Source organism: Gillisella taibaishanensis, from assembly GCF_001938985.1.
Taxonomy (GTDB): domain Bacteria; phylum Pseudomonadota; class Alphaproteobacteria; order Rhizobiales; family Rhizobiaceae; genus Allorhizobium; species Allorhizobium taibaishanense.
Genome location: NZ_MKIN01000022.1, coordinates 308,623 through 333,481 on the forward strand (window position 1 = coordinate 308,623; position 24,859 = coordinate 333,481).

Here is a 24,859-nt window from a genome sequence, read left to right on the forward strand (position 1 = left end):
TTGGTGGAGGAATAGCAATGATCATTGCCGACCATTTGGTCCTCACACGCCAGGGCCGCCCTATTCTGGAAAAGGTCAGCTTACGCCTTGTGCCCGGCCGCTTCACCGTTGTCATCGGCCCGAACGGCGCTGGAAAATCGACGCTGCTAAAGCTGATAAGCGGCGACATCAAGCCGGACAGCGGTCATATCCTGTATGGCGACGAGGATATCAGCCGGCTAAAGCCCCGGCAGTTGGCGGAAAGACGCGCCGTTCTGCCGCAAAGCACCAGCCTCTCCTTTCCCTTCACGGCTCTTGAAGTGGTGCGTATGGGCGCAATCGCCGCCGGCAGTCTAAAGCCCTGCGAGGATGCTCGGAGGGCACTTGCAAGGGTCGGGCTTGCAGCACTTGAGGCACGCGCTTACCAGGCGCTTTCCGGAGGCGAGCAGCAGAGGGTGCAATTTGCGCGAGTTCTCGCGCAGCTGCCAACACCAGTCAACGAGGCGGGCCCGCGTGCCCTGTTTCTCGACGAACCCACCTCTAGCCTTGACCTCACCCATCAAATATCAGTGCTGGAAATCGCGCGGGAATTCGCCGCCGCAGGCGGCATGGTGATGGCAGTGCTGCACGACCTCAATCTGGCTGCCGAATTTGCCGACAGCCTGCTGATCCTCAAGGGCGGTAGAGCAATCGCTGAAGGACCACCGCAAACCGTCATCCGAGACGACATCATCACCTCAGTCTATGGCCTCAGCGGCACTGTAGGCCGCACCCCGGAAACAACACCTTTCGTGCTACCTCAATCGCGCCACCCTGCGTTCGCATCGGCGATCTGAAGCCGGCGAATCATCTCCATAGGCGGCAAACGGCTAACCAAAGTTATCCACAGGAATCCACAGCCATTTTTGGATGAAGTTTCAGAAATAACGTGAACAAAGAGGGAAAAACCCGACCTCTTCACTGAACAAAAAAAGAACGACCTTAAGCAGACGTCTGACTATCCACAGCGTCCACTCCATCAGCTCTTTACGATCGCCGCTTGGACACCATCTGTAAAAGATAAGCCCGCACGAGATGCAGGTCACAAAACATAGCGTGACATCGCAATGAGCCTATCAACCGTTGCATCGATGATGGCCAGCCAAGAAGGCCGCCCGACGAGCGCTTCTCAAGAACGATCAAAAACTCAAATCCGTCCGGCGATAGCAATCCGTCGACATAGCGCAAGCCAGATGAACTCGCCTCGGCTGCCAGAGACACGACGTCGCGGACCGACTGCACGTCGTAAACGTGGTAATGCTGCCTGAGGTCAGCGTCGACCCATTCCTGCGCCTGGCGGTCGAGTTCGACCGGATCGGTTATTTGGTAGAGAGTGCGGCAGATATCGACATAGTGCTGGAAATTACGCGCTGGCCGGCCCTCCGCGTCTCGGTGATCGAGGTCCAGATGATCCCGCCGCACCGGAGGGCGCTCGAAATCGTAGCAATTCCCACGAAAATTCGGCAGGGTGATAAACAAATAGCCCCCGTCTTTGACAATCCGCATCCACTCACGCAGGCCGCCAACCGGATCGTCGAAATGCTCAAGCACATGGTTGGCAATGACGAAATCCAACGCGCCGTCTGCGTAGACCGATAGATCGTTTCCATCGATGACATGGGCCAGCGGTACGAGTTCGTCCACCGGCAGCCCATAAAGCGCGACAAGGGTCTCGTTGGAAACGACATCGACATATTCGACCCGGCAGCCCTGTCCCACATTCGTCGGAACCTGCTGTGCGCCAAGCTCTATGCCCCGTCCACGCAGATGTTTTCGCGCGAACCAGTCCCTGATTTCGAGCCGGTTCTTTAAGGCAGAACACAGTGTCGCTTTACTCAACCAGGATCGCGCTTCAGCTTGATCAAGAAAACGGCGCACCCAAAGCAGCATTCCATCATCAGGCGCTGGCCAGACATAATCACGGATATTGATCACTGCCCCTCACTCACTTTACGCTACGGTCCAGACAAAGCTGGATAATATCTTCTCAACCGGCCACACCCGAGGGCCACCTAACCAGGTCGGCACCACGCAGGTCCTCTCCTTAAAAGGCTCAATCGCACAGCGCCCGCAAGGTTGGCAATTAAAGATAATCTTTTCATGGCAACCCAACGCCCCTCAACATACGGCGCAACCTCAGCCCGGGCGGGAAGCAAAAAGGAAAAAGCCGTATGAATCGGCTCTCGCGAGCCGCCTGCCACAGGCAAGACGGTATAAAAATTCCGCTTCTTGCTAGGACAGCATAGACTTATCGAGAAACTGGAAGAGCTGCATTATCCACAGCGATCGGCGCACAGACCGCTCACCAGCTAAGCTCATGACAATTTTTATATTCTGAGGAAGAATAACCAGGGTAAACCCTGTCAAACTCAACCTTAAACACGGTTGGAAAAGAATGGTGGGTGATGTAGGGCTCGAACCTACGACCCGCTGATTAAGAGTCAGCTGCTCTACCAACTGAGCTAATCACCCGCCTGCAGAGCTTGGTAAGTGCCTCGCCGCTGCCGTGAGCGGGGATATAAAGGGGTTCCCCGCCCTTGTCCAGCGCCCTTTGAAAAAAACATTGAAGGAAAGGGCAAAAAACCGCTAACCCACGAAAAAGTCAGCAAAATCAAATGTCGAGTTGGCCGGAGGCTATGCGCACGGCATTGCCGCCGATGCGGGCGCGGAAAACTTTGGCGTCCTTGGTATCGATGTGAAGGTGGATGAAAGAGGGTCGGCCCATCTCTAAGCCCTGCTCGATCAGCAAGGGGTGATGCCCATCAGGCAAGGCGTCGAAATGCTGGATTGCACCGGAAAGTGCGGCGACAGCCGAACCTGTCGCCGGGTCCTCGGCAATCCCCATATCGGGTGAAAACATCCGCGCGTGGAAATGGGCAGCATGGTGCACGCCGCCCCGGCAATAGACATAGGCGGAGGTCAAAGCACCGTCGCAAAAGGGCGCGGCACGCTCCCAGAGCTGCGGATCGAACTCGATGCTCTCGACCTCACCCAGGTTGTTGACCGGCACCAACAGGAAGGGCACACCGGCCGACCAGATCGACGGCACATGATTTTCGAAGAACAGCTGGCTGGGCTTCAGCGCCAGCGCATCGGCAATACCCTGCCGGTCGAGCGGCAGTTGGATCTGTGTCGAAGTTTTCGGCAGGTCAAATTCGGCAAAGCTTACCTCACCCGGCCGCAGGCTCACTGCACAACGCACCGGACCAATCTTTTCGTCGATCACGGAAACGAGGTCGATAGGCCCCGAGCGATCCTGATGCGCCTTCTCCGCCAGCGCAATGGCGGTTCCAACCGTTGGATGGCCTGCAAAGGGTAATTCCCGGCCAGGCGTGAAGATCCGGATACGCGCTACATGCGCGACATTCACGGAGGGAAACACGAAGACGGTCTCCGATAAATTGAATTCCCGCGCTATTGCCTGCAACGCGTCGTCATCAAGACCTTCGCAATCGAACACGACTGCAAGCGGGTTGCCGCCCAGCTTTTTATCCGTGAAGACGTCGTAAATGCAATAGTGCCGAGCCAAACAAGCCTCCAGTCGCCGTTACCTTCGGCGCAGACTGCACGAGCGGCGCCGGCCATGCAAGGCGAACCGTCGCTTAGCCGGGAAAAACCCAATCGAGCAGGGGATACATGTCTGGCGTGTAATCGTAAGCACTGCGATCGGCCGAGCGGATCGCGACGGCGCGGGAAATCTCCTGCTCCTCGTCTACGGCCATATGCGCGGCCACGCGCTCGAAAATTGCCTCGGTGGACAGCGGTAGGCGGAATACCCGGAACATCGTCACCCGCCGTCCGCGACGATAGGCTCGAAGTTGTGGATCAATGACCGCCTCCGCCAGCGACAGGCCAGTCTCTTCCAACACCTCGCGGCGCATATTACCGTCGACATCAACCTTGCCATCGACGATATCGGAACCATCGAGCGAGCCGGCCGGGCAATAGACCCGTCCTGCGTTGGCCGTATGAGCCCCCATTTCAACGGCAATCATCGCGCCGTCCGCCGACAACACGACCGGGAAGGCGAACAGATGATAGCCAAAATCCGGCTCAGCCTGCCGACGCCAGAACAGGAATGTCGAATAGGGCACGATATGGCCGGCGCCGACCATTTCCCCTGTGCCGATCCTCAGCGACGAGAACAACACCATGGAGCCGTCGTAAAGTGCCGGATTGGCAGCCGACTCGGCGGCCCAATTTCGGCGAATAGCGTCCAGATTGCTGCTATGAAACGGATGGTCGCCAGGCTGAACACTGAGATCAAGGAGGTCTATATCAAAAACCTCACCATCTGCCGGAAAGGCCGCAAGGCCGTCATCGGCCTGCGATAGCATGATCTTGGCATGAGACAGCATCGAGGGGTCCTTTATCTAGCAGGTCCCGTCAGGGCGCCGCAGCCCCGTTATTGGCGGGGATTTCCAGCATTTGTAAAGGGAGCCCTGCGCAAAAAGATGACAGCAGCATCACGTCTTCACGTTTTCCCGCCTCAATATCAAAAGTGCTCGTCAGACGGATGTCTTACGAGCACTGCACCTTCTGCCGTGGTCTGTAAAAGGCCTCTAACTCAAGCCGCTCTCGAATAGCTCGCGGCGTTGGTCCTGGCTTCCGTCTTGAATTGAGCGACCATATGGAAAAGATCCTCGACTTCCTTGGCGAGTGAAAAGGCCGCCGCGGTGGTTTCTTCGACCATTGCCGCATTCTTCTGAGTGGACTGATCGATGACGTTGACCGAGCTGTTGATTTCCCGCAGGGCTGTCGCCTGCTCTCTGCCGCCGTTGACGATCGCCAAGACGTTGCTGTCGATAGAACGGATCTGGCCGAGGATCAGATCGAGCGCTGCGCCAGTCTGACCGACAAGATCGACGCCGCGGCCGACCTGTTTGCCCGACACATTGATCAACTGTCGGATTTCCTTGGCAGATGCCGCCGAGCGCTGGGCGAGTTCACGTACTTCCTGGGCAACGACCGCAAAACCCTTGCCGGCCTCACCGGCCCTAGCCGCTTCCACGCCTGCATTCAGGGCAAGAAGATTGGTCTGGAAAGCAATCTCGTCGATCACGCCAAGAATGCTCGAAATCTGTCCGGAAGACTGTTCGATCTCGTTCATGGCAACCACGGCATCCTTGACGATTGCGCTTGACTGCTCGGCATTGACACGAGTTTCCCCCATGAGCCGGGCGACCTCCGTGGCCCTCTCCGCCGAATCGGCCACAGTGGTCGTGACTTGCTCCATAGATGCCGCAGCCTCTTCAACGGAAGCAGCCTGCACTTCGGTGCGGCGCGACAAATCGTTGGCAGCCTCTTTGATCTCGTTTGTGCTTGAAGCGATGGAGCGGGCGCTTATCGTCACTCCATTGATCGTGTTGCGCAGATGATTGAGTGCCTCATTGAAATCGGCACGAAGCTTTTCCATGGTCGGGACAAATGTCCTCTCGATCGTCATGGTCAGGTCGCCGGCAGCCAACGCCTTCAATGCAACGCCGAGATGGGCGATAGCATCCATACGGTTGGACACATCGGTGGCGAATTTTACGATCTTGCAGACCTTTCCATGCGCGTCGAAAACCGGATTATACGTGGCTTGGATCCAGACATCGTGGCCGTCCTTGGCAACACGGCGGAACTCGTTGGCCATGGTCCGTCCGCTGGCGAGATCGCGCCAGAAAGCGGTATAGTCGGCCGACGCACTATAGTCCTTCTCGCAGAACATCCTGTGATGGCGACCGACGAGTTCGGAGTGTGCGTAACCCAGCGCCGTGCAGAAATTTTCGTTGGCGGTGATGATCGTGCCATCGGGCGTGAATTCGATCACGGCCATCGACACGGATACTGCCTTTAGCTTGGCATCGTCTTCCATGGCCTTGAGCTTCGTCGCAGTGATATCTGTTGCGTATTTGATCACCTTGAAGGGCTTGCCGCCCTTCATGACGGGATTGTATGAGGCTTCGATCCAGACGTCCCGGCCACCCTTGCCAATACGGCGATATTGAGCGCGTTGGAACTTACCCTGGCTAAGGTTTTGCCAAAACTGCCGATACTCCGGCCCCTCGATCTCGCTCGGGTCGACGAATATCCGATGGTGCTTGCCCTTGATCTCGGCCAGCGTGTAGCCGATCACCTGACAAAAATTCTCGTTGGCGTCGAGGATCGTTCCGTCCAAGCCGAATTCTATCACTGCCTGCGATTTGCGCAGGGCGACAACTTCTGACCTGGCATCAGCTCCCAATCCGAAAATGCTCATGTTCAATCCTCGACTTCCCATCGGCGTGGTGCTTTGACCAGCGTCATTTGATGCCAACATTATCGCACAAAAATAAATACAATAAATATCTAAATTAGAAGAACTATGCAGTTACTGTATATTGATGGAACAAGATGAAGGACGCGTTATCGTTGCAATTTAAATTTCCCTAAATTTATAGGGGCTCAAACGCCAAAGCTCTAAAACTGCACGAAAACGCCCGTTTTCTGTGAAGACGCGGTCTCCTCGCCGTTTCACGACAATAAGGAATAGCGGCCAGAAAACCTCGAATGAAAGCGTTACCTTTCACTGCAATCGTCGACAATAAGTGGATTTACCGGCTTATAAGCATTGTTGTATATGTTAGAAATAGTGACATGTGACGCGGTGCAACTCATGAAGAACACTTATTCGCTTCGGGAAATTGTCGAAGAAACCGGCTTGTCCAAGCTTGTTCTGCACGCGTGGGAGCGGCGCTATGGGGCGATCGTGCCGGAGCGGACGGAAACAGGCCGCCGCATCTATCGACATGAGGATCTTCTCAGGCTGCAATTGCTGAAGGGCTGCGTCGACAATGGCCAGCGGATCGGCTCCATCATTCACCTCTCGAACGACGACTTGCAGAGGGTACTGCTCGGCCAGAAAAGGCTGCAAGATCTGGGTGACGTCATCGCGGCGATTGAGCTCATGGATGGTGACGGCTTGGACCGGATGCTGGGCACCCGCTTCATGACGCTCGGGCCGGTCGAATTCTGTCGGGAAGTCGTGCTGCCATTGATGAGTGAAATTGGCCGCCTCTGGGCAGAGGGCAAAATGTCCATTGCCAGCGAACATCTGGTAACGGCAGCCATCCGGGCGCTGCTGAGCGGCGCCTTCAAGCTCATGCCAGCCCCGCGCGGCGCACACCGCATGGTGTTTTCAACGGTTGAGGGCGAATTGCATGAAATAGGCGCGTTGGTCGCGGCGATCATTGCCCGGGATCAAGGTGTGCACGCTACCTATCTTGGCAGCCAGCTTCCGGCCGAGGCTTTGGCGGAAGCGGTGACAAAGACTGGCTCTACGATCGTTTGCCTCAGCGGCGCGGTCAAGCGCAATCGCAATGCGATCTCTCAGATCAAGACTATCCGCGCCGCTCTTCCCGCCAATGTGGCGCTCTGGCTAGGCGGCGCCGCGTTCGCCGATTTGCCGCCGATCACGGGCGTCACCTATTTCGATCGAATTGACCTTTTCGAGACGGCGACGGCAGCCCTGCAGGCCGATTGAGGCCGAGACGGCTCTTAACAAAAAGGCGGGGATGCCGAAACATCCCCGCCATTCTTAGTCGAAGCCTAATTGGCGAACCGCTTTCGCAGGATTAGTTGCGGGCCTTGTCGACCAACTGGTTCTTGGCGATCCAGGGCATCATGCCGCGCAGCTTGGCGCCGACTTCTTCGATCTGGTGCTTGTCGTTCATGCGGCGAATGCCCTTGAAGCGAGCAGCACCTGCACGGTATTCCTGCATCCAATCCGAGGTGAACTTGCCGGTCTGGATGTCGTGCAGAACGCGCTTCATTTCAGCCTTGGTTTCAGCCGTGATGATGCGAGGACCGGTGACGTATTCGCCCCACTCTGCCGTGTTGGAGATCGAGTAGTTCATGTTAGCGATGCCGCCTTCATAGATCAGATCGACGATCAGCTTCACTTCGTGCAGGCATTCGAAATAGGCCATCTCAGGCGCATAGCCGCCTTCGACCAGGGTTTCGAAACCAGCGCGGATCAGCTCGACCAGACCGCCGCAGAGAACGACCTGCTCGCCGAACAGGTCGGTTTCGCATTCTTCCTGGAAAGTGGTTTCGATGATGCCGGAACGGCCGCCGCCAACGCCGCAGGCGTAGGACAGAGCGAGTTCAAGGGCATTGCCCGAAGCATTGTGATGGATGGCAACCAGGCAAGGCACGCCGCCGCCCTTCTGGTATTCGCCGCGAACGGTATGACCAGGGCCCTTCGGCGCGATCATGACGACGTCGACAGTGTCCTTCGGCTCGATCAGGCCGAAATGGACATTCAGGCCATGGGCGAAGGCAATGGCAGCGCCGTCGCGGATGTTGCCAGCGATGTCAGCCTTGTAAATGTCGGCCTGCAGCTCGTCCGGGGTCGCCATCATCATCAGGTCGGCCCAGGCAGCGGCTTCAGCAACGGTCATGACCTTGAAGCCATCGGCTTCGGCCTTGGCGATGGTGGCCGAACCGGCCTTCAGCGCGATGACCACGTTCTGCGCACCGCTGTCCTTCAGGTTCAGCGCATGGGCCCGGCCCTGAGAGCCGTAACCGATGATAGCGACTTTCTTCGCCTTGATGAGGTTCAAGTCGGCATCACGATCGTAATAGACGCGCATTGTGTAATCCTTCCCTATGCTTGTCGTGTTGTTTGGGCTTGTCTGGTTATGACAGGGTTTTAAAAAACGCCGGCGCGGTTACGCCGACATGCTTTTCTCCGTGCCGTGCAGCACGAGAAAGGCGGCAACCGCCTTCTGCGCGCGGGCGTCGAATTTGTTCGGCTCTGGCTTTTCACCGAGCAGAAGACGGACATGCAGATCCGAAACGATCAGGCCGTAGAGAGTGCGATAGGCATCCTCGCCGTCCTCGAAGCGCAACAGACCATCGCGGCGGCCGGCATCGAGCAGCGCCCTCGCCCGCCGGTCGATCTGGCGGCGGCCGCGCTCCAGCAGCATCTGGCCAAGCTTGGAGCCGTCACGGCTGGTCTGGCCGATGGCGAGCCGATTGAGCGCCAGCGAGATTTCGCCAGAGAGCACGTCGAGCAAATCGCGGGCAAATACCTGCAAATGATCGGCAAGCATCTGCGGGCTCAGCCGCTCGCCGGCGCGCTCGAAGGTGCGGACCTTGCTGGCTTGGTAGGAAATCATCGCCGACAACAAGCCGTCGCGATCGCCAAACCACTTATAAAGGCTTTCCTTGGAGCAATTGGCGGCACGCGCCAGACCCGCCGTCGTCAACGCCTTATCGCCGCCCTCGACCAGAAGACGAAGAGCCTCCGCCAGAACCGCGCTCTGGCGTGCAGAAAATTCTGCTGTTGGCATGGCATTGCTCGACACGCGATTAATCCTCTCCATAAGTACCGTACGGTACGGTTCCTAGTAGCGCGCTTCGAAAAGAACGTCAAGCACCCAGCGCAGGAGAATGAAGAATGATCGGTGTGATTAATTTATAATCGTCGCCTCGCGCCCTCTCACATTGAAGTGACAGAGGCAAGGAAGCGATTAGGGGATGTCATATATCGACGCGCGACACCGGATCATCCGTTTGAAAGCCTGCGTTTTCCGCTGTCACAAACCGGACAAGGTCCGCGAATGCATGCCTGCGATGCACAATCGCGGCCACGGGAAAGGTTGCAGCGCAAGAGAAATGCGCCCAAATCTAAGACATCGAACCAAAAAGTTCGACTAGATTTTAATCCGCTGAAGAGTTGGAAAACCGATGAAATTTCTTATAGCCACCACGTTCGCAGCAATTATCGCTAGTGCATCCGTCTCCCTCGCCGCCGCCCCGTCCAAGGCCAATGACGCTTCTTCACAGTCCGCGTCGAGCGAGGCATACCAGCAATCGGACAACAGCACATGGCAGTTTAAAGCTCCCGCCAAGGAACCCCATCACCGCAATCAGTTCAACCGCTGATCCGCAGGTACACGCCTTGAGACGGAGCGTCGCAGGCCTGCTGCGACGCTCCGGACTGCGCGGATCAAGCCAGCGTGTTCACGCACCTAATCGCCCCATGGCCTGATCGCCTACTCAGCGTAATCCACCGGCACCGCAGACCCGCTCTTCATCGTCTCCATAGAGATTGACGCGGAGACATCGAATAGTTCGATCCGGCGCACCAACCGCCGATAGACGACATCGTAATGCTCGACGCGCGGCAGCACGATCTTCAGAATGTAATCGTGATGGCCCGTTAGCCGATGTGCCTCGACGATTTCGGCAATATCAGTAATTGCCCGGCGAAATTCCTCGGTCCACTCATCCGTATGATGCGCGGTTTTGACCAGCGCATAGACCGTGGTCGGCACGCCCACTTTATCCCGGTTGAGCACAGCGATGCGCCGCTCGATGTAACCGGCTTCCTCCAGCCTCTGAATCCGGCGCGAGCAGGCCGAGACCGACAGCGACACCTTGTCGGCGAGATCGCTGACAGCAATTGCCGCGTCTCGCTGCAGCAGGTCGAGAATCTTCCGGTCTCTCTCGTCAATCACGCTTCAATTCTCCGCCGAATTTAATACGGTTGCAAAAACAGAGCGCCGTGGGATTACTGGACGCAAATTATAGGCGCCACATCATCATGTTTTTCTCAAGTTTGCAAACGCGTTGCGCCGTGGTGCTGGCATAGTCAGTGCATTCCAATTAAAGACGTCAAGGGAACACGACAATGCGGATGATCGGCCTGATCGGAGGAATGAGTTTCGAAAGCTCGGTGGTTTATTACCGACTGATCAACGAGGCGGTGCGCGAGACCCTGGGCGGGTTGGCTTCCGCCGAAATCGTCATGCGCTCCGTCGATTTTTCTCAGATCGTTGCCTACCAAAAGGCTGGTCGCTGGGATCTCGCCGAGAAGGTGCTTGGTGATGCCGCAGCGGCCCTAGAACGGGCGGGCGCCGATTGCGTGCTGATCTGCACCAATACCATGCATCTGATTGCCGATGCCGTCGCCGCCCGCATTTCCGTGCCGCTCATCCATATCGTCGATGCAACGGCGACCGCCATCAAGGCCGCCGGGTTCAAGCGGCCGTTGCTGCTTGCCACCCGCTATACAATGGAACACGGGTTCTATACCGACCGGATGCGCGCGCTCGGCCTTCAGCCCATGGTGCCCTCGTCAGAGGATCGCGGCACCGTGCACAACGTGATTTTCGATGAACTGTGCGCCGGGCATGTCAAGCCCGCCTCCCGCGCCGCCTATCTGGAAATCATCGAGAAAGCCAAATCCGAAGGTGCCGATTGCGTCATCCTCGGCTGCACCGAGATTTGCCTGCTGCTCGACCCGGCTAGTCTTTGCCTGCCCGGCTTTGATTCCACCGCCATCCACTGCGCTGCAGCTGTTGATTTCTCGCTTGCAGACCAGGAACTCAAGAAGATCGCCTAATCCGATTTTCTGCCACGATTTAAAGCGAGATTGCCCACGAAATTGATCGTGGGCAATTTTTTGCTTGATTTGGAAACGATCATTTCCTAAGTAGAGTCCATGAACCAGAACGCGATGAGATCGGGCAGGCTTGGCCGGCCCCGGGAATTCAACATCGAGGAGGCGCTTGACGCGGCCCTCGTGGTGTTTTCCGAACGCGGCTATCAGGCCGCCTCGATCAGCGAGCTCGCCGAGGCCATGGGCCTGACGGCGGGGAGCATATACAAGGCCTTCGGCGACAAGCGCGGCGTGTTCCTCGCTGCCTTCGACCGCTACTGGTCGGTGCGCCACGCGATGATCCTTGCCCGCATCGCCCCGTTACAAACCGGGCGCGAAAAGCTGTTTGCGCTGCTGCAGCACTATGGCGAAAGCGCCCATGGTGAGATCGGCCGGCGCGGCTGCATGGTCGTCGGCGGTGCCAATGACCTTGCGCTTCTCGATGCGGAGGCCGCTGCCCGGGTAGCAACTGCCTTCGACGCCAACCGACAGCGTATCGAGGACCAGATCGTGCGCGGCCAGACCGACGGCTCGATACGGCCAGACCTTGACGCGGATGTGACGGCCAGTGCCTTGCTTTGCCTGACTATGGGCATGCGGGTCGTTGGCAAGACCGGTAGAACCGAAGCCGAGATGCTCGCCGTGGCCGAGGCTGGCATGCGCCTGCTGGATTAGACCAAACCGTGGGCCTGACGGATCGGTCTGAGCCAGGTCAATTATTGCTTACGACGCCGGTGAAACGTCCCCCGGCTGAATTCGTCACGTATAGGTCCGGGCTTCCTTCTCGGTCCGGCAAAGCAGGCATCGCGCCGCGCGAGCCAGAAAATCCCGCATGGCGCCCAAGCGTCATGCCCGCCTCTATCAGAGACCAATCGCCAGGCGCTCCCAACGCCATGGCCCCATCGAAATGAGAACACGATTATGTCCCTGCCCCGCCCCTTGTTGCGCCATGACGGCGACCATGCCCTGTCGCCGCTGCTGACCTTTATCTTTGCGCTCGCCTGCGGGCTGATCGCCGCCAATCTCTATTACGGCCAGCCGCTGGCGGGGCCGATCAGTGCCGATTTGGGCTTTTCGCCACAGGCAACAGGACTTATCGTTACCCTCACCCAGATTGGCTATTGTCTCGGCCTTCTGTTGCTGGTGCCGCTCGGTGACCTCGTCGAAAACCGCAGGCTCGTCTTGATCCTCATCGGACTTGCCGCGCTTGCGCTGCTGGGCGGCGCGCTTGCAACCACGCCCGGCCTGTTTCTTCTTGCCTGTCTGGGTATCGGGCTCGCCTCGGCTGCCGCACAGGTTCTCGTACCCTTTGCCGCCAGCATGGCGCCGGAGGCAACACGCGGCCGCGTCGTCGGCAATGTCATGAGCGGGTTGCTCTGCGGTATCATGCTTGCCCGACCCATCGCCAGTTTCATCGCGGAGTTCTCGTCCTGGCACGTCATTTACGTGCTCTCGGCCGTTGCAATGATTGTGCTTGCTATCATCCTTGGCATCAGCCTGCCGCACCGCAAGCCCCATGGCCAGATCAGCTACGGTGCACTCCTCTCCTCCATGGCCCACATGGCACTGACGAACCGCGTGCTGCAGCGCCGGGCGTTGTACCAGGCCGGCATGTTCGGCGCATTCAGCCTGTTCTGGACGACAACCCCGCTATTGCTGTCGGGTCCACATTTCGGCCTCAGCCAGAACGGCATCGCGCTGTTTGCTCTTGCCGGTGCTGCCGGCGCCATCGCCTCGCCGATTGCCGGCCGCCTTGCTGACCGCGGCCTCACGCGGCAGGTCTCGCTCGGCGCCATGGTGCTCGGCATCGCCGCCTTCCTGCTTGGTCGCTATGCGCTGGATGTCGCACCGACCGCCGGCCTCATCTGCCTGACGCTTGCCGCAATCACCCTCGACTTCGGCGTTCAGGCCAATCTGATAAGCGGCCAGCGCATCATCTATTCGATGTCGCCAGCCCATCGCAGCCGGCTGAACGGCATCTACATGGCGACCTTCTTCCTCGGCGGAGCGCTTGGTTCGGCTATCGGCGGCTGGTCCTATGCCACAGGCGGCTGGGCACTTGCCGCCTGGGTGGGGCTATGCTTCCCCTTGTTCTCACTGCTGCTGTTGCTGACAGAAACACGTCAGCCGAAAGCCTCCGCCCAGCAGGAAAGCCAGGCCTAAGGCCTGAGCAGATCCACACAAAGACCGATAGGCACCTAGAGCATTTCCGGACCCAAACGCATCGCATTTTGCCGGAAATGCCCTCTCAGCCATTGGTCATATCGAACCGCTCTCTCGCCTCGACCACGCGAGAGTGATTGTCCACGGCAAATTCCACCAGCGCCCGGAGCGATTCCACCAGCTGCTCACCAAGCTCCGTCAGCGTATATTCAACGCTCGGCGGCTTGGTCGGAAACACTTCACGATTGACATAACCATCCCGCTGCAGGTCCCGCAGTGTCTGCGTCAGCATGCGCTGCGATATGTCAGGCACAAGCCGGCGCAATTCACCAAAGCGGGAAGGCTGCTTGGCCAACGCTGCCAGAATGAGCGTCGACCACTTATCGCCGACATGGGAAATTACCGAGCGAACCGGACAAACGTCTTCCAGTCGACCGGCCTTGTCGCGGCCCTTTATGGCCGCTGATGCTGTCGTCAGGGTGAGCATGGTATCGTTCATAACGGTATCCTTTCTGTAACCTGCGGAGCAGAAACTGCCTTCTTTACAGCAACTACGTAAACCTGTTTGTAGAGCAAGTCTCAAATTGAGAGCAACACCTTTATAGGCTATCGAGACCTAGCCGGGACATTATGTGATGACCAAAATCTTGATTACCGGAGCCTCCGGACACCTTGGAAAACTCGTGATCGAGCATCTGCTGCAGAGCCAGCACGTTGCAGCCTCCGAGATCGTTGCCGGCAGCCGCAAGCCTGAAGCCCTCACGGAGCTTGCCGCCAAGGGCATTGAAACGCGCCGCGTCGATTTCACCGATCCTGCTTCGCTTCCCGCTGCCTTTGCCGGCATCGATCGTCTGCTGATCATCTCCACCGATGCCATCGGCTCGCGCGTCGAGCCGCAAAAGGCTGCTATTGCCGCCGCCGTTAGTGCCAAGGTCGGCCGGATCTTCTACACATCCATGCCGAAGCCTGACACGTCGAAGATCCTGTTTGCTCCTGAACACCAGGCAACAGAGCAGGCCATCAAGGACAGCGGCCTCGCCTACACCATCTTCCGCAACAACTGGTACATGGAAAACCTGTTCATGGCGCTGCCGTCAGCGCTTGCCAGCGGCCAGTGGTACCAGGCCTCGGGTGCCGGCAAGACCGCCTATATCGCCCGTGCCGACATTGCCCGCGCGATGGCTGCCGGCCTTGCCAAACCCGTTGCCGACAGCGTCATCTATACGCTGAATGGCGAACACGCGTACAGCAACCCGGAAATTGCCGCGCTTGCCGCGAAGGTCACCGGCAAACCGCTGACCGTCGTTGACATCACCGACGAGCAGTTGGTGCAAGGCATGATCAGCGCCGGAGTCCCTGCAGCTGTCGCACCGGCCTTTGCCTCGGTGGATGCAGCTGTGCGCGCGGGTGATCTCGATATCGTCAGCGACGATGCAAGAAAGCTTGCCGGTCAGCCGCTGATGACGCTGGAAGCCTTCCTGGACGCCAGCAAGGCAGTGTTGCTCGGATAATATCCAGATCAAAAGCTGTGCGCCATCTGGCGCACAGCATCAAAACTGCGCGATGATCAGATCGTCTCGCCGCAGGCGCGGCGGAACCGCCGGACGGCTTCCGCCATGCCGAACTCCAGCGCTTCCGCCGTCAGCGCATGACCGATAGACACTTCCGCCAGATAAGGAATGCGCGCCGCGAGTGCCGGAAGATTGGCAACGGTGAGGTCATGACCACCATTGACCTGAAGCCCAAGCGCATGAGCCGCATCCGCAGTGGCGCCTAGCAGGTCCAACTCCTTTGCCGCCTTTTCCGGCGCATCGTAACAGCCGCCATAAGTGCCGGTATACAGCTCGATACGGTCGGCGCCGGTCGCCTTGGCTACGGCAACCGGTTCCGTCCGGCCATCACCATCCGCAAATAGCGATACCCGCATGCCGCCAGCCTTCAACCGGGCAACCGTATCGGTCAGGAAGGACTGATGGGCCAGAAAATCCCAGCCATGATCGGAGGTTGCCTGCGATGGGTCGTCAGGCACAAGCGTTACCTGATCTGGCTGGGCCTCCTCGCAAAGCCGCAGAAAATCCTCGCTCGGATAACCCTCGATGTTGAATTCCGCCTGCGGATATTCGTCATCGATCAAGGCGCGAAGCACCGGCAGATCGGCAAACCGGACATGACGCTGGTCCGGGCGCGGATGCACCGTCAGCCCGTAGGCGCCCGCTGCGAGCGCCAGATGGCCAAAATGACGTAGGTTCGGCCAAGGAAGGTCGCGCCGATTGCGCAGCATTGCGATGGCATTGAGATTGACGGATAATTGTGCTGGCATGACCTCAAACCCGTGTGAGCGCGCCGCGCAAAGGCGCAGCATCAAAGCAGCGGCTGTGCCGCCACCCAATCCTGTAAAACCTTGAGGACCAAAACACCAATGAGATTCTGAGATGAATCGGTAGAAATCGATGATGTTGCGCGCAGGCAGCGCGGCTGGAAGGAAAGAATTCCTCCAAATATGTGAAAAAGCCCATCAAAACCTTGGGTTTGAATTTTAGAGATATTGATGATAATATTGCAAACAAAGGGTTAAAGATAGCGCTGGTGGCGGATACTCATAAAAGACGCGCCACAGCAACATCTAAGGCCAGTCCTGTTTCGGAGGAAGAGCATCTCTATCGACAATCGATTTTTGAGTATCGTCGCGTCTATGTAGAGCTGATTTTGAAACGATATTGCAATGAATTGATGAAGGCCCCGACTTGATCGGGACAGGGGGGACATATCGCATGGCAGGCCAGCATGAATTGCTTGACGTTACCAAGCCTATCGCTCCGGCCTTGAAAGGAGCACTTACGGTGATGCCGGATCTGCCTCTACCTGAGGATTTGCCGCCAGAACCAGTGGCGATTTCCGAGATGGCAAATCTGTTCGGCGTCACCCATCGAACTCTCCATTTCTACGAGGAAAAAAATCTTCTCTCCTCGAGCCGCATGGGGCTGATGCGGGTCTATTATCATAGCGACATCATCCGCATGGCGCTGATCAACACCTGTCGAGAAATCGGCATGCCGATTGCCGCAATCCAGGACCTGCTGGTCGAGCTTAACGAAACCGCTACGCAGGCGCAGGCCAACGCACTGCTTGATGCCGCGCTCGAAGCCCGCAAGCGCGAGTTGATCGCTTCGCAATCGATGATGTTTCGCCAGATCGAGCAGATCAACAGCCTGCTGTCACGCGACGAAGATGACGTTGAACATGATGTCTCCCCGCCCCATCCTGGCATCGACCTGACTGAGCTCGAGCACCACTGTCTGACGCTGATGGCCGAAGGCTATACCCAGATCCGGGTGGCACGCAGCATGCAGATGACCTTCGAAGCTGTAGTGGCGCTGGAAGCGGGCATCATGCGCAAGGTGCAGGCGACCAACCGGTTTCAGGCGGTCGCAAAGGCGGTGCTGCTCGGCCTGATCGCCAACTAGATCTGTCAGATCCCGCTTTTCATCTGATAGTAAACCGCATCTTTGGATGCATTATCTGACGATAGTCAGGGTCTCTGCTGCGCGGGTCACGGCAGTGTAGAGCCAACGCTCGCGGGTATCGCGAAATGCCCAACTCTCGTCAAACAGCACGACATTGTTCCACTGCGAACCCTGCGCCTTGTGTACTGTCAGCGCATAGCCATAGTCGAATTCGTCGTAGCGCTTGCGGGTTGACCACGGAATTTCGGTCTCGACATCCTCGAAGGCCGCTTTCAGCAGCTTGATCTTCGCCGCGCCGCGATCCATGTCGTCGTCCTCGGGCTTGATCAGCAGGTTCATGCCTGGCTTTACCGTCTCGCGCGACGAGGTCATCACCTGCCAGAGCGAGCCATTCAGCAAGCCCTTCACCTGATCGTTGCGCAGGCATACCAGCTTGTCGCCGGATTGCGGGTAGTCGGCTGTAAAGCCTTTCAGCTCACGCAACCGCTTGTTATAGCGCCGCCGCGTCTTGTTGGTGCCGACAAGAACCTGGTCGCAATTCAGCACCAGATCCTGATTGACCTCGTTCTTGGAAATCACCCGCGCCGTATCGCCGTAGTCGCCATGCATGATCTCCTTGCCCTCGCGGATCTGCATGGCAAGCTGAATGATCGGATTGTCACGGGCCTGGCGATGGATATCGGTCAGCAGGAAATCCGGCTCCTGCTCCGTGAAGAAGCCACCGCCCGTCACCGGCGGCAACTGGCCGGGATCGCCCAGCACCAGAATCGGCGTGCCGAAACTCATCAGGTCGCGGCCGAGTTGCTCGTCGACCATCGAGCATTCGTCGATAACTATCAGCGCTGCCTTGGCAACCGGGCTCTGACGGTTGACCGAAAACATCGGCGTCATCGAGGTCTTGCCGGTTTCCTCGTCCTCAATAGCTTCTTCGCCGCGCGGCCGATAGATCAGTGAATGAATGGTCTTGGCCGTCGTTGCCCCGCGCGAACGCAGCACCTGCGCCGCCTTGCCCGTGAAGGCCGCAAACAGCACGTCTCCGTCGACATGCTCGGCAAAATGCCGGGCAAGGGTCGTTTTGCCGGTTCCAGCATAGCCGAACAACCGGAAAACTGGGGTCTTACCCTCCTTCAGCCATTTCGCAACGGCCTTGAGAGCTTCGTCCTGTTGAGGTGCAAATTCCATGGCGAGGAGATGCCGGGATTCGCGGCGGAAATGCAAGGAGAGAATAGACCGCCCCACATGGTAGATGCCCTGCCCCTTCGCAGGCACAGGACACCCCCTTTAACAATTTACCTGGGATCAGCCAACCTGGAACGGCCGGGGATAATTCCAGTATTGGGCGTTGGACGCGATGAACAATTGCACAACATTCGCTCTCCCGCCCGTGCTGAGCGGATACGTCGTCTCTTCGTAGTCGAACAGCGACCAGCCCAAACGCATACCATCAGGAGACAAGGCCGCATCCCCCAGGAAGCTCAGCACATCCTGCATGATGTAGATGCCGGTGACACCAAAATACGTTGCACTGGCATAATTCAACAACAGGCGTCTCGTATTCCCATCGATAGCGGGGGGATTGATTTGCGCGAGAGCCGCTTCCCAGACCCGGAATTTCTCTTCTGTCGCACCAAATGTCGGCAGACCCTTGAACTGATCTTGAACGTAGAGCTCGAAATCCCGTCCCGTCACCGGCATGCAAAGCTGCCCGCTCGTATTATCGGTCCAACTGATCGGCGCGCCAAACCGCTGCTCGCCATTGATCCGGTTCAGCAGATACATATGACCGCGCGCCTCGGCGAGTGTCGGCATCGCCGCCTGGGCGAGAACGGGATAGGGCTCAAGCAGAGCGGCCAGAGCATTCAATGCGGCAGGCTGCTGGGCGAGCGACACGTTGTTCCACGCATCGATTTTCAGCGAGATTGCCAGGAACTCTCTTTGGTGGTGCACTAGAAATGTATTGAACTCATCCAAGGCGGACGACAGCGTTTGAAACTCATTCAAATGAACCTGACTTCCAATCGGGCCGTGGCATGTCACAAATGAAAACGTGCCGTCGGCATCTCGCACGCTGATACGAATATCAAACAGACGAACACCGCTCGTCATTTGCGCCGTCAGACTGGTGTAGTGGCACGCATAGAATGTGTGCATGTCGGGGTTGATCGCGGCACTGTCATGCGTTCCTGGCAGATTGATCTGGTCGAGATAAAGCGCATCGGGAAGCTCGCTCAGCCAATCCGAATGATCCGTGGTGTCCTGAACCACAATAAGTTGCCCCACGAAGAGAAAGTGGGAAGCAAGCAGGCTGCCCAAGCTGAAGAGTTGCACCAACTGGCTCGTAGCATCGGCAACAGGCAGATAGGCAAGGTGCAAATAGTCCGGTTGAGCGGCAAGGGACGGACTGCCGATCCACCAAAAATCGTCACCGTCAGTGTCACCTTGACCGACCCAGATATCGAGGTCAAAGTTTTCGACGCCAACAGCGAGTTGAACAGTGAGCTGAAACATAAATTTCAGCGTCTGGGGCGTGGTGCCCATCGTGGATTCGTCGCCGATAATATGTTGGAAGCCGCCACTTTGTTGCTCGAACACGTCGGCGAGCTGACTACGAGCGGGATCATTGATCCCATCGTCGTCGATTGTCACGCTCCAGACATGGTCATTGTTGTGACTGATCTGGGGAACCACCGCGTTGATGACGCCATTGACTGTCTGGAACGTGCCGGGCGTATAGGTGATATCCCGGATGGCCGGGCACGTGAAATAAACACTGCTCATTGTCTAAATCCTGTAGGTATGGAGATTGCCAGCCTTGGCAGCAGCGTGCCTGCCAGCCGCTGAACAGCAGCGGCAACAGCAACTGGAAACCAGCGGCATCGGCAAAGTGATTGAGGGATGGATTATCGGCAGCCGGCGCAACGCCGGGCGCACTACAAATCCGAAGAAACGGCCTTAGAACCAGGGCGTAAGCTGGAAGAGATCGCCGTCACGATCGGTGACCTGCAGGATCTGCTGCACCGCCGAATTATCTTGGGTGACGAACGGCAGCAAAGCCACTCCGTTGGCATTGGCGAGCGGAAGACCGCCGAGCCACCAGACATATCCGAGCTTGTTGGCGCCCTGCCCCACAAAAAGTGCAACATCCCTTTTGTCGCCATTCAAGTTCAGCGTCACGTCGATCTTGGCGTAAAAACTGAGCGTATCCGGGCTGGCTTTTGGGCCATCGATCGAGCAAACGCGATCCGCACCGCCGCAGAGATTGGTGAACTCAATGGCCAGTTCCGGATCCAGACGACCGTCACAGTCGAAGGTCAATATCCAGACATCGTCTGCGCGGTCCACCACCGGTGGATGGAAGGGGATGTTTGCCGCGGCCGTAAACGATCCATCGACATAAGTAACCCTTTCGATGAGGGTGCTCTCAATCGCCAGAAGGCTTTTATGGTAAGGCATTGTGTCGGACGTCAGCGACGCCGAAAGAGCGCTCCGGCTCGAACTGCTTTGTGAATTGGACATGGGAACTCTCGCGTTAAAATTGAAAATCGCGACGCCCCACCTGCGTGCTGTGCAAACACAATGCCACCCAACCTCTGAACGGGCGAAACTGCATTTGCACAACCTCGGTATGACATAAATAATCAATACAATCAATGATTGATTTAATAAAAATAACAACCGCCCCAACGGCGGCTTTTCGTGATCCATGTCGGTGTCATGCGAAATGAGCATGCTGAACCATCTCGGCCGCAGCCGATCGAGGCGCAACTCGGACCGACAAGTTAGACCTTCAACCCTTCCCTGCCCGGCCCAACCGCTTATATTGATCTGAAAGCGAAGAGGAGCCGAGGATGAACGATCAGATCCCGACAATCACGCTTCCATCTGGCAAAATCCTGCCAGCGCTGGGTCTCGGGACCTGGATGATGGGAGAGACCGCAACAGCCGCAAGCGACGAGATCGCCACAGTCCGGGCGGCATTAGATATCGGCATGACGGTGGTGGATACAGCCGAAATATACGCCGATGGTGGCTCGGAAAGCATCGTCGGCAAGGCCATCAAAGGGCGGCGCGACGAAGCCTTCGTGGTCTCCAAGGTTGCGCCCTGGAATGCCAGCCAAGCCGGCACCATCGCTGCCTGCGAAGCCAGCCTCAAACGGCTCGGCATCGAGTGCATCGATCTCTACCTCCTGCATTGGCGCGGCGAGTACCCGTTGCAGGAAACTGTTGCAGCCTTTGACACGCTGAAGCGTCAGGGCAAGATCGGCGCCTGGGGCGTGTCAAATTTCGATGTTGCGGATATGGAAGAGCTTTGGACGGTCGAAAATGGCGACCAGTGCCAAGTCAACCAGATCCTTTATAATCTCGGTCGCCGTGGCGTCGAGTTCGATCTGCTTCCGTGGTGCCAGGCACGCGGCGTTAGCATCATGGCCTACTCGCCCATCGAACAAGGCCGATTGGTGAAGCATCCCGAATTGGTTGCTGTCGCCAAGGCCAATCAGGCAACGCCAGCGCAGATCGCACTCGCATTTCTGCTGGAGCGCGAAAACGTCATGCCTATCCCGAAGACCAAATCGATATCGCGTCTGCAGGAAAATCTTAGCAGTATCGATATTGACCTCAGCGACGAGGATCTTCAGCGTCTGGACGCCGCCTTTCCGCCGCCAGAGCGCAAAGTTCAACTCCAGATGCTGTAACGGGGAGCCGGATTCAAAACCTGAGCCGACACACCCAAATCGCTGTAACGGCTAAGCTTTAGCCCTTCAGGCAAGCCTGCAGGCTCGCTTCGTTGGCAGCACCGCCATCAGCGCCGTAAGCGTCATAGCAGTCGAGCGCCCATTCGCTATTGGCATCCGCACCGATGGCGCTCTGTTCGTCATGAGGGGCAGACTGCTGCGGCTCCAGCGGCAGACGAGACGTCTTGTGCACGTTTGTCTCGGCAAACGGCAAGGCAGTTACTGCCGCCTGGTAAGTATTGGCAGGTTGCTGTTGGTGGTCAGCAAGTCCCTTTGCCGCAAGACCAGCCGGAAGAGACAAGGATGCGATAAGTATGGCGACTGTTGCTGCTTTCATGGCAAGCTCCCGTGTTTGGTAACCCGTTAACGTGCCATTAGCGTTTTTGTTCAAACCGAGGCATCAAGTAAAAATCACAAGCCCGTGTAGGTGACGATGCTTGTCAACCGGCTGAGGCGAGAAAGTTCTGCAAAAATGCAAAGAGCGCTCCTGCCATCAGCAGAAGCGCCCCCAATTTGCCTGCAAAACCGAAGCCTCGTCGTCACATACCCTGCGCGCCACGGTTCATGGCGGCAATGCCGGTGCGGCAGACTTCGTTGAGGCCGAGCGGCTTCATGATCGAGACGAACTGGTCGATTTTAGACGACTTGCCGGTGATTTCGAAAATGAAATGCTCGACAGTCGCATCCACCACCTTGGCGTGGAAGGCATCGGCCAGCCGCAGGGTTTCGGCCCGCATCTCGCCTGTCGAAACCACCTTCACCAGCGCAACTTCGCGCTCGATCGGCCGCTCCTGGCCGAGCTGACGGGCACGCACCGTCAGATCCAGCACCCGATGAACCGGCACGATCCGCTCCAACTGCGCCTTGATCTGCTCCAGCACCAGCGGCGTGCCGCGTGTGACGATGGTGATCCGCGACAGATGCGCCTCGTGCTCGGTTTCAGAAACCGTCAGGCTCTCGATATTGTAACCACGGCCGGAAAACAGGCCGATCACGCGGGCAAGGACGCCCGGCTCGTTATCGACAAGCACCGAAAGCGTGTGGTTCTCGACCGCCGCCGTTTCCGGAGAGATGAAATAGGCCGAACCGGTCGGCTGTAGGTGTGCGTTCATTTCTTGTCCCCTCCAAATTAAACGAGCTGACGGCCCTTGGCGTCGATGGCGGTGGCCACCGCGTCATCCGTCGCCTCATCCGGCAGCAGCATTTCGTTATGGGCCTTGCCCGACGGGATCATCGGGAAGCAGTTGGCGAGATTAGCCACGCGGCAATCGAAGATGACGGGCTTGTTGACGGCGATCATCTCTTCGATGGCACCATCCAGATCCTCAGGCTTTTCACACCGCAGGCCAACCGCGCCATAGGCTTCCGCCAGCTTGACGAAATCAGGCATGGCTTCCGTGTAGGAATTGGACAGGCGGTTACCGTGCAGCAACTGCTGCCACTGGCGCACCATGCCCATATACTGGTTGTTGAGGATGAAGATCTTCACCGGCAGGTTATACTGCACAGCGCAGGACATTTCCTGGATGCACATCTGGATCGAGGCATCGCCGGCGATATCGATGACCAGGCTTTCGGGATGCGCGATCTGCACGCCGATGGCGGCCGGGAAGCCGTAGCCCATGGTGCCGAGGCCACCCGAGGTCATCCAGCGGTTCGGCTGCTCGAAGCCGAAATACTGGGCCGCCCACATCTGGTGCTGGCCGACTTCCGTCGTGATATAGGTGTCGCGACCCTGGCTCAGCGCCGACAACCGCTCGATGGCGTATTGCGGCATGATAACGTCCTTGGACGGCGTATAGGAAAAGGACTTGCGCGCCTTCCAGCGGACAACGCTTTCCTTCCACTCCGCCGTCTGGGCCGCATCCGGCTTCTTCGGCAGCGCCCGCCAGAGACGGACCATGTCCTCAAGCACATGGGCGATGTCGCCGGTCACGGGAATATCGACCCGTACCGTCTTGTTGATCGAAGACGGATCGATATCGATGTGGATCTTCTTGGAATTGGGTGAAAACGCGTTGAGGCGGCCGGTGATACGGTCGTCGAAGCGCGCGCCGATGCAGACCATTACGTCGCAGTCATGCATGGCCATATTGGCCTCGTAGGAGCCGTGCATGCCCAGCATACCCAGCCAGTTCTTGCCCGAAGCAGGGTAGGAGCCCAAGCCCATCAGCGTTGAGGTGATCGGGAAATCCGTGAGCTGCACCAGTTCGCGCAGCAGCTTTGAGGCTTCCGGACCGGAATTGACGACACCGCCGCCGGAATAGATCACGGGACGCCGGGCACCGGCCATCAGCTCGACAGCTGCCTGGATCGCCTTGGCGTCGCCCTGCACCTTCGGCTGGTAGCTCCGCTGGATCGAATGGTTTTCCGGCGGCACGTAAGTGCCGGTGGCAAACTGTACGTCCTTCGGGATATCCACGACCACGGGGCCGGGACGGCCAGTCTGGGCGATGCGGAAAGCTTCGTGAATGGTCCGGGCGAGATCGTTGACGTCCTTGACCAGCCAATTGTGCTTGGTGCAGGGCCGGGTGATGCCGACGGTGTCGCATTCCTGGAAGGCATCCGAGCCGATCAGCGTCGTCGGCACCTGGCCGGACAGGCAGACCAGCGGCACGCTGTCCATCAACGCATCCTGCAGCGGCGTGACCGCATTGGTTGCGCCAGGGCCTGACGTGACCAGCATGACGCCGACCTTGCCGGTGGAGCGGGCATAGCCTTCGGCCGCATGGCCGGCGCCCTGCTCGTGACGCACGAGGATGTGCTGTATATCGTCCTGCTGAAAGATCTCGTCATAGATCGGCAGAACTGCGCCGCCCGGATAGCCGAAGATATGTTCGACGCCGTTGTCCTTCAGCGCCTTCAAGACGATTTCCGCGCCGGTCATCCTGTTGTCTGTGCCAGTCATGTCTGCTCCCGATATTTCCCGAATGCTGCTGTTATCGTGATTTTGGCCATAAAAAAAGGCCCCGGAAGGAGCCTGTCTGTCGCGCATGGGAGGCTATTGCCTGACGGTCACACCGTCATGCCCATGCGCGCACCCACCACGAGAAGAATGTTAAAATTGA

25 protein-coding genes and 1 tRNA gene are annotated in these 24,859 nt (G+C 57.9%); 10 read left to right on the top strand and 16 right to left on the bottom strand.

Annotated features, from left to right (window positions below; genetic code table 11):
* Nucleotides 1-17: 17 nt before the first annotated feature.
* Entirely contained in the window at nucleotides 18-815 is a 798-nt protein-coding gene (locus tag BJF91_RS12640; RefSeq protein WP_075614870.1) for a heme ABC transporter ATP-binding protein, read from the top strand.
* A gap of 190 nt (nucleotides 816-1,005) precedes the next feature.
* Here the strand turns inward: BJF91_RS12640 and BJF91_RS12645 are convergent, their stop codons facing one another.
* The 5 genes from BJF91_RS12645 to BJF91_RS12665 form a co-directional block, all read right to left on the bottom strand.
* Complete coding sequence (locus BJF91_RS12645) at nucleotides 1,006-1,953, bottom strand: methyltransferase domain-containing protein (RefSeq protein WP_075614871.1); 948 nt, start codon at nucleotides 1,951-1,953, stop codon at nucleotides 1,006-1,008.
* A gap of 461 nt (nucleotides 1,954-2,414) precedes the next feature.
* Nucleotides 2,415-2,490, bottom strand: a tRNA-Lys gene (locus tag BJF91_RS12650).
* 139 nt (nucleotides 2,491-2,629) lie between these two features.
* Nucleotides 2,630-3,547: a PhzF family phenazine biosynthesis protein gene (locus BJF91_RS12655; protein WP_075614872.1), complete on the bottom strand. Its 918-nt coding sequence runs from the start codon at nucleotides 3,545-3,547 to the stop codon at nucleotides 2,630-2,632.
* A gap of 73 nt (nucleotides 3,548-3,620) precedes the next feature.
* Complete coding sequence (locus BJF91_RS12660) at nucleotides 3,621-4,376, bottom strand: DNA mismatch repair protein MutT (protein ID WP_083943290.1); 756 nt, start codon at nucleotides 4,374-4,376, stop codon at nucleotides 3,621-3,623.
* A gap of 209 nt (nucleotides 4,377-4,585) precedes the next feature.
* Complete coding sequence (locus tag BJF91_RS12665; protein ID WP_075614873.1) at nucleotides 4,586-6,262, bottom strand: methyl-accepting chemotaxis protein; 1,677 nt, start codon at nucleotides 6,260-6,262, stop codon at nucleotides 4,586-4,588.
* 396 nt (nucleotides 6,263-6,658) lie between these two features.
* Between BJF91_RS12665 and BJF91_RS12670 the strand changes: the two genes are divergently transcribed.
* Nucleotides 6,659-7,525: a MerR family transcriptional regulator gene (locus tag BJF91_RS12670; RefSeq protein ID WP_075614874.1), complete on the top strand. Its 867-nt coding sequence runs from the start codon at nucleotides 6,659-6,661 to the stop codon at nucleotides 7,523-7,525.
* A 91-nt stretch (nucleotides 7,526-7,616) separates the two neighbouring features.
* Here the strand turns inward: BJF91_RS12670 and ilvC are convergent, their stop codons facing one another.
* Complete coding sequence (gene ilvC / locus BJF91_RS12675) at nucleotides 7,617-8,636, bottom strand: ketol-acid reductoisomerase (RefSeq protein WP_075614875.1); 1,020 nt, start codon at nucleotides 8,634-8,636, stop codon at nucleotides 7,617-7,619.
* A 78-nt stretch (nucleotides 8,637-8,714) separates the two neighbouring features.
* Nucleotides 8,715-9,338, bottom strand: coding sequence for a TetR/AcrR family transcriptional regulator C-terminal domain-containing protein (locus BJF91_RS12680; RefSeq protein WP_234801642.1), 624 nt, complete (start codon nucleotides 9,336-9,338; stop codon nucleotides 8,715-8,717).
* A gap of 397 nt (nucleotides 9,339-9,735) precedes the next feature.
* On the opposite strand from BJF91_RS12680, the gene BJF91_RS12685 reads away from it, so the two are divergent.
* Entirely contained in the window at nucleotides 9,736-9,933 is a 198-nt protein-coding gene (locus tag BJF91_RS12685) for a hypothetical protein (RefSeq protein ID WP_075614877.1), read from the top strand.
* 110 nt (nucleotides 9,934-10,043) lie between these two features.
* Here the strand turns inward: BJF91_RS12685 and BJF91_RS12690 are convergent, their stop codons facing one another.
* The gene (locus BJF91_RS12690) at nucleotides 10,044-10,508 is read right to left on the bottom strand and encodes an Lrp/AsnC family transcriptional regulator (RefSeq protein ID WP_075614878.1); all 465 of its coding nucleotides are present in this window, start codon (nucleotides 10,506-10,508) and stop codon (nucleotides 10,044-10,046) included.
* Nucleotides 10,509-10,681: 173 nt separating this feature from the next.
* Here BJF91_RS12690 and BJF91_RS12695 point away from each other — a divergent pair, with 173 nt between their 5' ends.
* The 3 genes from BJF91_RS12695 to BJF91_RS12705 all read left to right on the top strand — a co-directional run bounded on the left by BJF91_RS12695 (nucleotide 10,682) and on the right by BJF91_RS12705 (nucleotide 13,594).
* Entirely contained in the window at nucleotides 10,682-11,395 is a 714-nt protein-coding gene (locus BJF91_RS12695) for an aspartate/glutamate racemase family protein (protein WP_075614879.1), read from the top strand.
* 99 nt (nucleotides 11,396-11,494) lie between these two features.
* Nucleotides 11,495-12,106: a TetR/AcrR family transcriptional regulator gene (locus BJF91_RS12700; protein WP_075614880.1), complete on the top strand. Its 612-nt coding sequence runs from the start codon at nucleotides 11,495-11,497 to the stop codon at nucleotides 12,104-12,106.
* Between the two features lie 246 nt (nucleotides 12,107-12,352).
* Nucleotides 12,353-13,594: an MFS transporter gene (locus BJF91_RS12705; protein ID WP_075614881.1), complete on the top strand. Its 1,242-nt coding sequence runs from the start codon at nucleotides 12,353-12,355 to the stop codon at nucleotides 13,592-13,594.
* 85 nt (nucleotides 13,595-13,679) lie between these two features.
* On the opposite strand, the gene BJF91_RS12710 is transcribed toward BJF91_RS12705, so the two are convergent.
* On the bottom strand, nucleotides 13,680-14,093 hold the full coding sequence (locus tag BJF91_RS12710; RefSeq protein WP_075614882.1) for a winged helix-turn-helix transcriptional regulator: 414 nt from the start codon (nucleotides 14,091-14,093) through the stop codon (nucleotides 13,680-13,682).
* 136 nt (nucleotides 14,094-14,229) lie between these two features.
* Here BJF91_RS12710 and BJF91_RS12715 point away from each other — a divergent pair, with 136 nt between their 5' ends.
* Nucleotides 14,230-15,105 (top strand): SDR family oxidoreductase, encoded by an 876-nt coding sequence (locus BJF91_RS12715; protein WP_075614883.1) that lies wholly within the window; start codon nucleotides 14,230-14,232, stop codon nucleotides 15,103-15,105.
* A gap of 56 nt (nucleotides 15,106-15,161) precedes the next feature.
* Here BJF91_RS12715 and BJF91_RS12720 read toward each other — a convergent pair whose 3' ends face one another.
* Complete coding sequence (locus tag BJF91_RS12720) at nucleotides 15,162-15,914, bottom strand: pyridoxine 5'-phosphate synthase (protein ID WP_075615608.1); 753 nt, start codon at nucleotides 15,912-15,914, stop codon at nucleotides 15,162-15,164.
* Between the two features lie 182 nt (nucleotides 15,915-16,096).
* On the opposite strand from BJF91_RS12720, the gene BJF91_RS24770 reads away from it, so the two are divergent.
* Both BJF91_RS24770 and BJF91_RS12725 read left to right on the top strand, forming a co-directional pair.
* Complete coding sequence (locus BJF91_RS24770; RefSeq protein WP_139310680.1) at nucleotides 16,097-16,342, top strand: hypothetical protein; 246 nt, start codon at nucleotides 16,097-16,099, stop codon at nucleotides 16,340-16,342.
* A 23-nt stretch (nucleotides 16,343-16,365) separates the two neighbouring features.
* The gene (locus BJF91_RS12725) at nucleotides 16,366-17,058 is read left to right on the top strand and encodes a MerR family transcriptional regulator (protein WP_075614884.1); all 693 of its coding nucleotides are present in this window, start codon (nucleotides 16,366-16,368) and stop codon (nucleotides 17,056-17,058) included.
* Between the two features lie 51 nt (nucleotides 17,059-17,109).
* Here BJF91_RS12725 and BJF91_RS12730 read toward each other — a convergent pair whose 3' ends face one another.
* From BJF91_RS12730 to BJF91_RS12740, 3 genes are all read right to left on the bottom strand, one after another.
* Nucleotides 17,110-18,240: an ATP-dependent DNA helicase gene (locus tag BJF91_RS12730; protein ID WP_075615609.1), complete on the bottom strand. Its 1,131-nt coding sequence runs from the start codon at nucleotides 18,238-18,240 to the stop codon at nucleotides 17,110-17,112.
* 117 nt (nucleotides 18,241-18,357) lie between these two features.
* Nucleotides 18,358-19,836, bottom strand: coding sequence for a PI-PLC domain-containing protein (locus BJF91_RS12735; RefSeq protein WP_075614885.1), 1,479 nt, complete (start codon nucleotides 19,834-19,836; stop codon nucleotides 18,358-18,360).
* A gap of 174 nt (nucleotides 19,837-20,010) precedes the next feature.
* Nucleotides 20,011-20,574: a hypothetical protein gene (locus BJF91_RS12740; protein ID WP_075614886.1), complete on the bottom strand. Its 564-nt coding sequence runs from the start codon at nucleotides 20,572-20,574 to the stop codon at nucleotides 20,011-20,013.
* Between the two features lie 332 nt (nucleotides 20,575-20,906).
* Here BJF91_RS12740 and BJF91_RS12745 point away from each other — a divergent pair, with 332 nt between their 5' ends.
* The gene (locus BJF91_RS12745; protein ID WP_075614887.1) at nucleotides 20,907-21,752 is read left to right on the top strand and encodes an aldo/keto reductase; all 846 of its coding nucleotides are present in this window, start codon (nucleotides 20,907-20,909) and stop codon (nucleotides 21,750-21,752) included.
* Between the two features lie 58 nt (nucleotides 21,753-21,810).
* Here BJF91_RS12745 and BJF91_RS12750 read toward each other — a convergent pair whose 3' ends face one another.
* The 3 genes from BJF91_RS12750 to BJF91_RS12760 form a co-directional block, all read right to left on the bottom strand.
* Nucleotides 21,811-22,128, bottom strand: coding sequence for a hypothetical protein (locus BJF91_RS12750; RefSeq protein ID WP_075614888.1), 318 nt, complete (start codon nucleotides 22,126-22,128; stop codon nucleotides 21,811-21,813).
* A 202-nt stretch (nucleotides 22,129-22,330) separates the two neighbouring features.
* Nucleotides 22,331-22,903: an acetolactate synthase small subunit gene (gene ilvN / locus BJF91_RS12755; protein ID WP_075614889.1), complete on the bottom strand. Its 573-nt coding sequence runs from the start codon at nucleotides 22,901-22,903 to the stop codon at nucleotides 22,331-22,333.
* A gap of 17 nt (nucleotides 22,904-22,920) precedes the next feature.
* Complete coding sequence (locus tag BJF91_RS12760; protein WP_075614890.1) at nucleotides 22,921-24,699, bottom strand: acetolactate synthase 3 large subunit; 1,779 nt, start codon at nucleotides 24,697-24,699, stop codon at nucleotides 22,921-22,923.
* Nucleotides 24,700-24,859 lie beyond the last annotated feature (160 nt).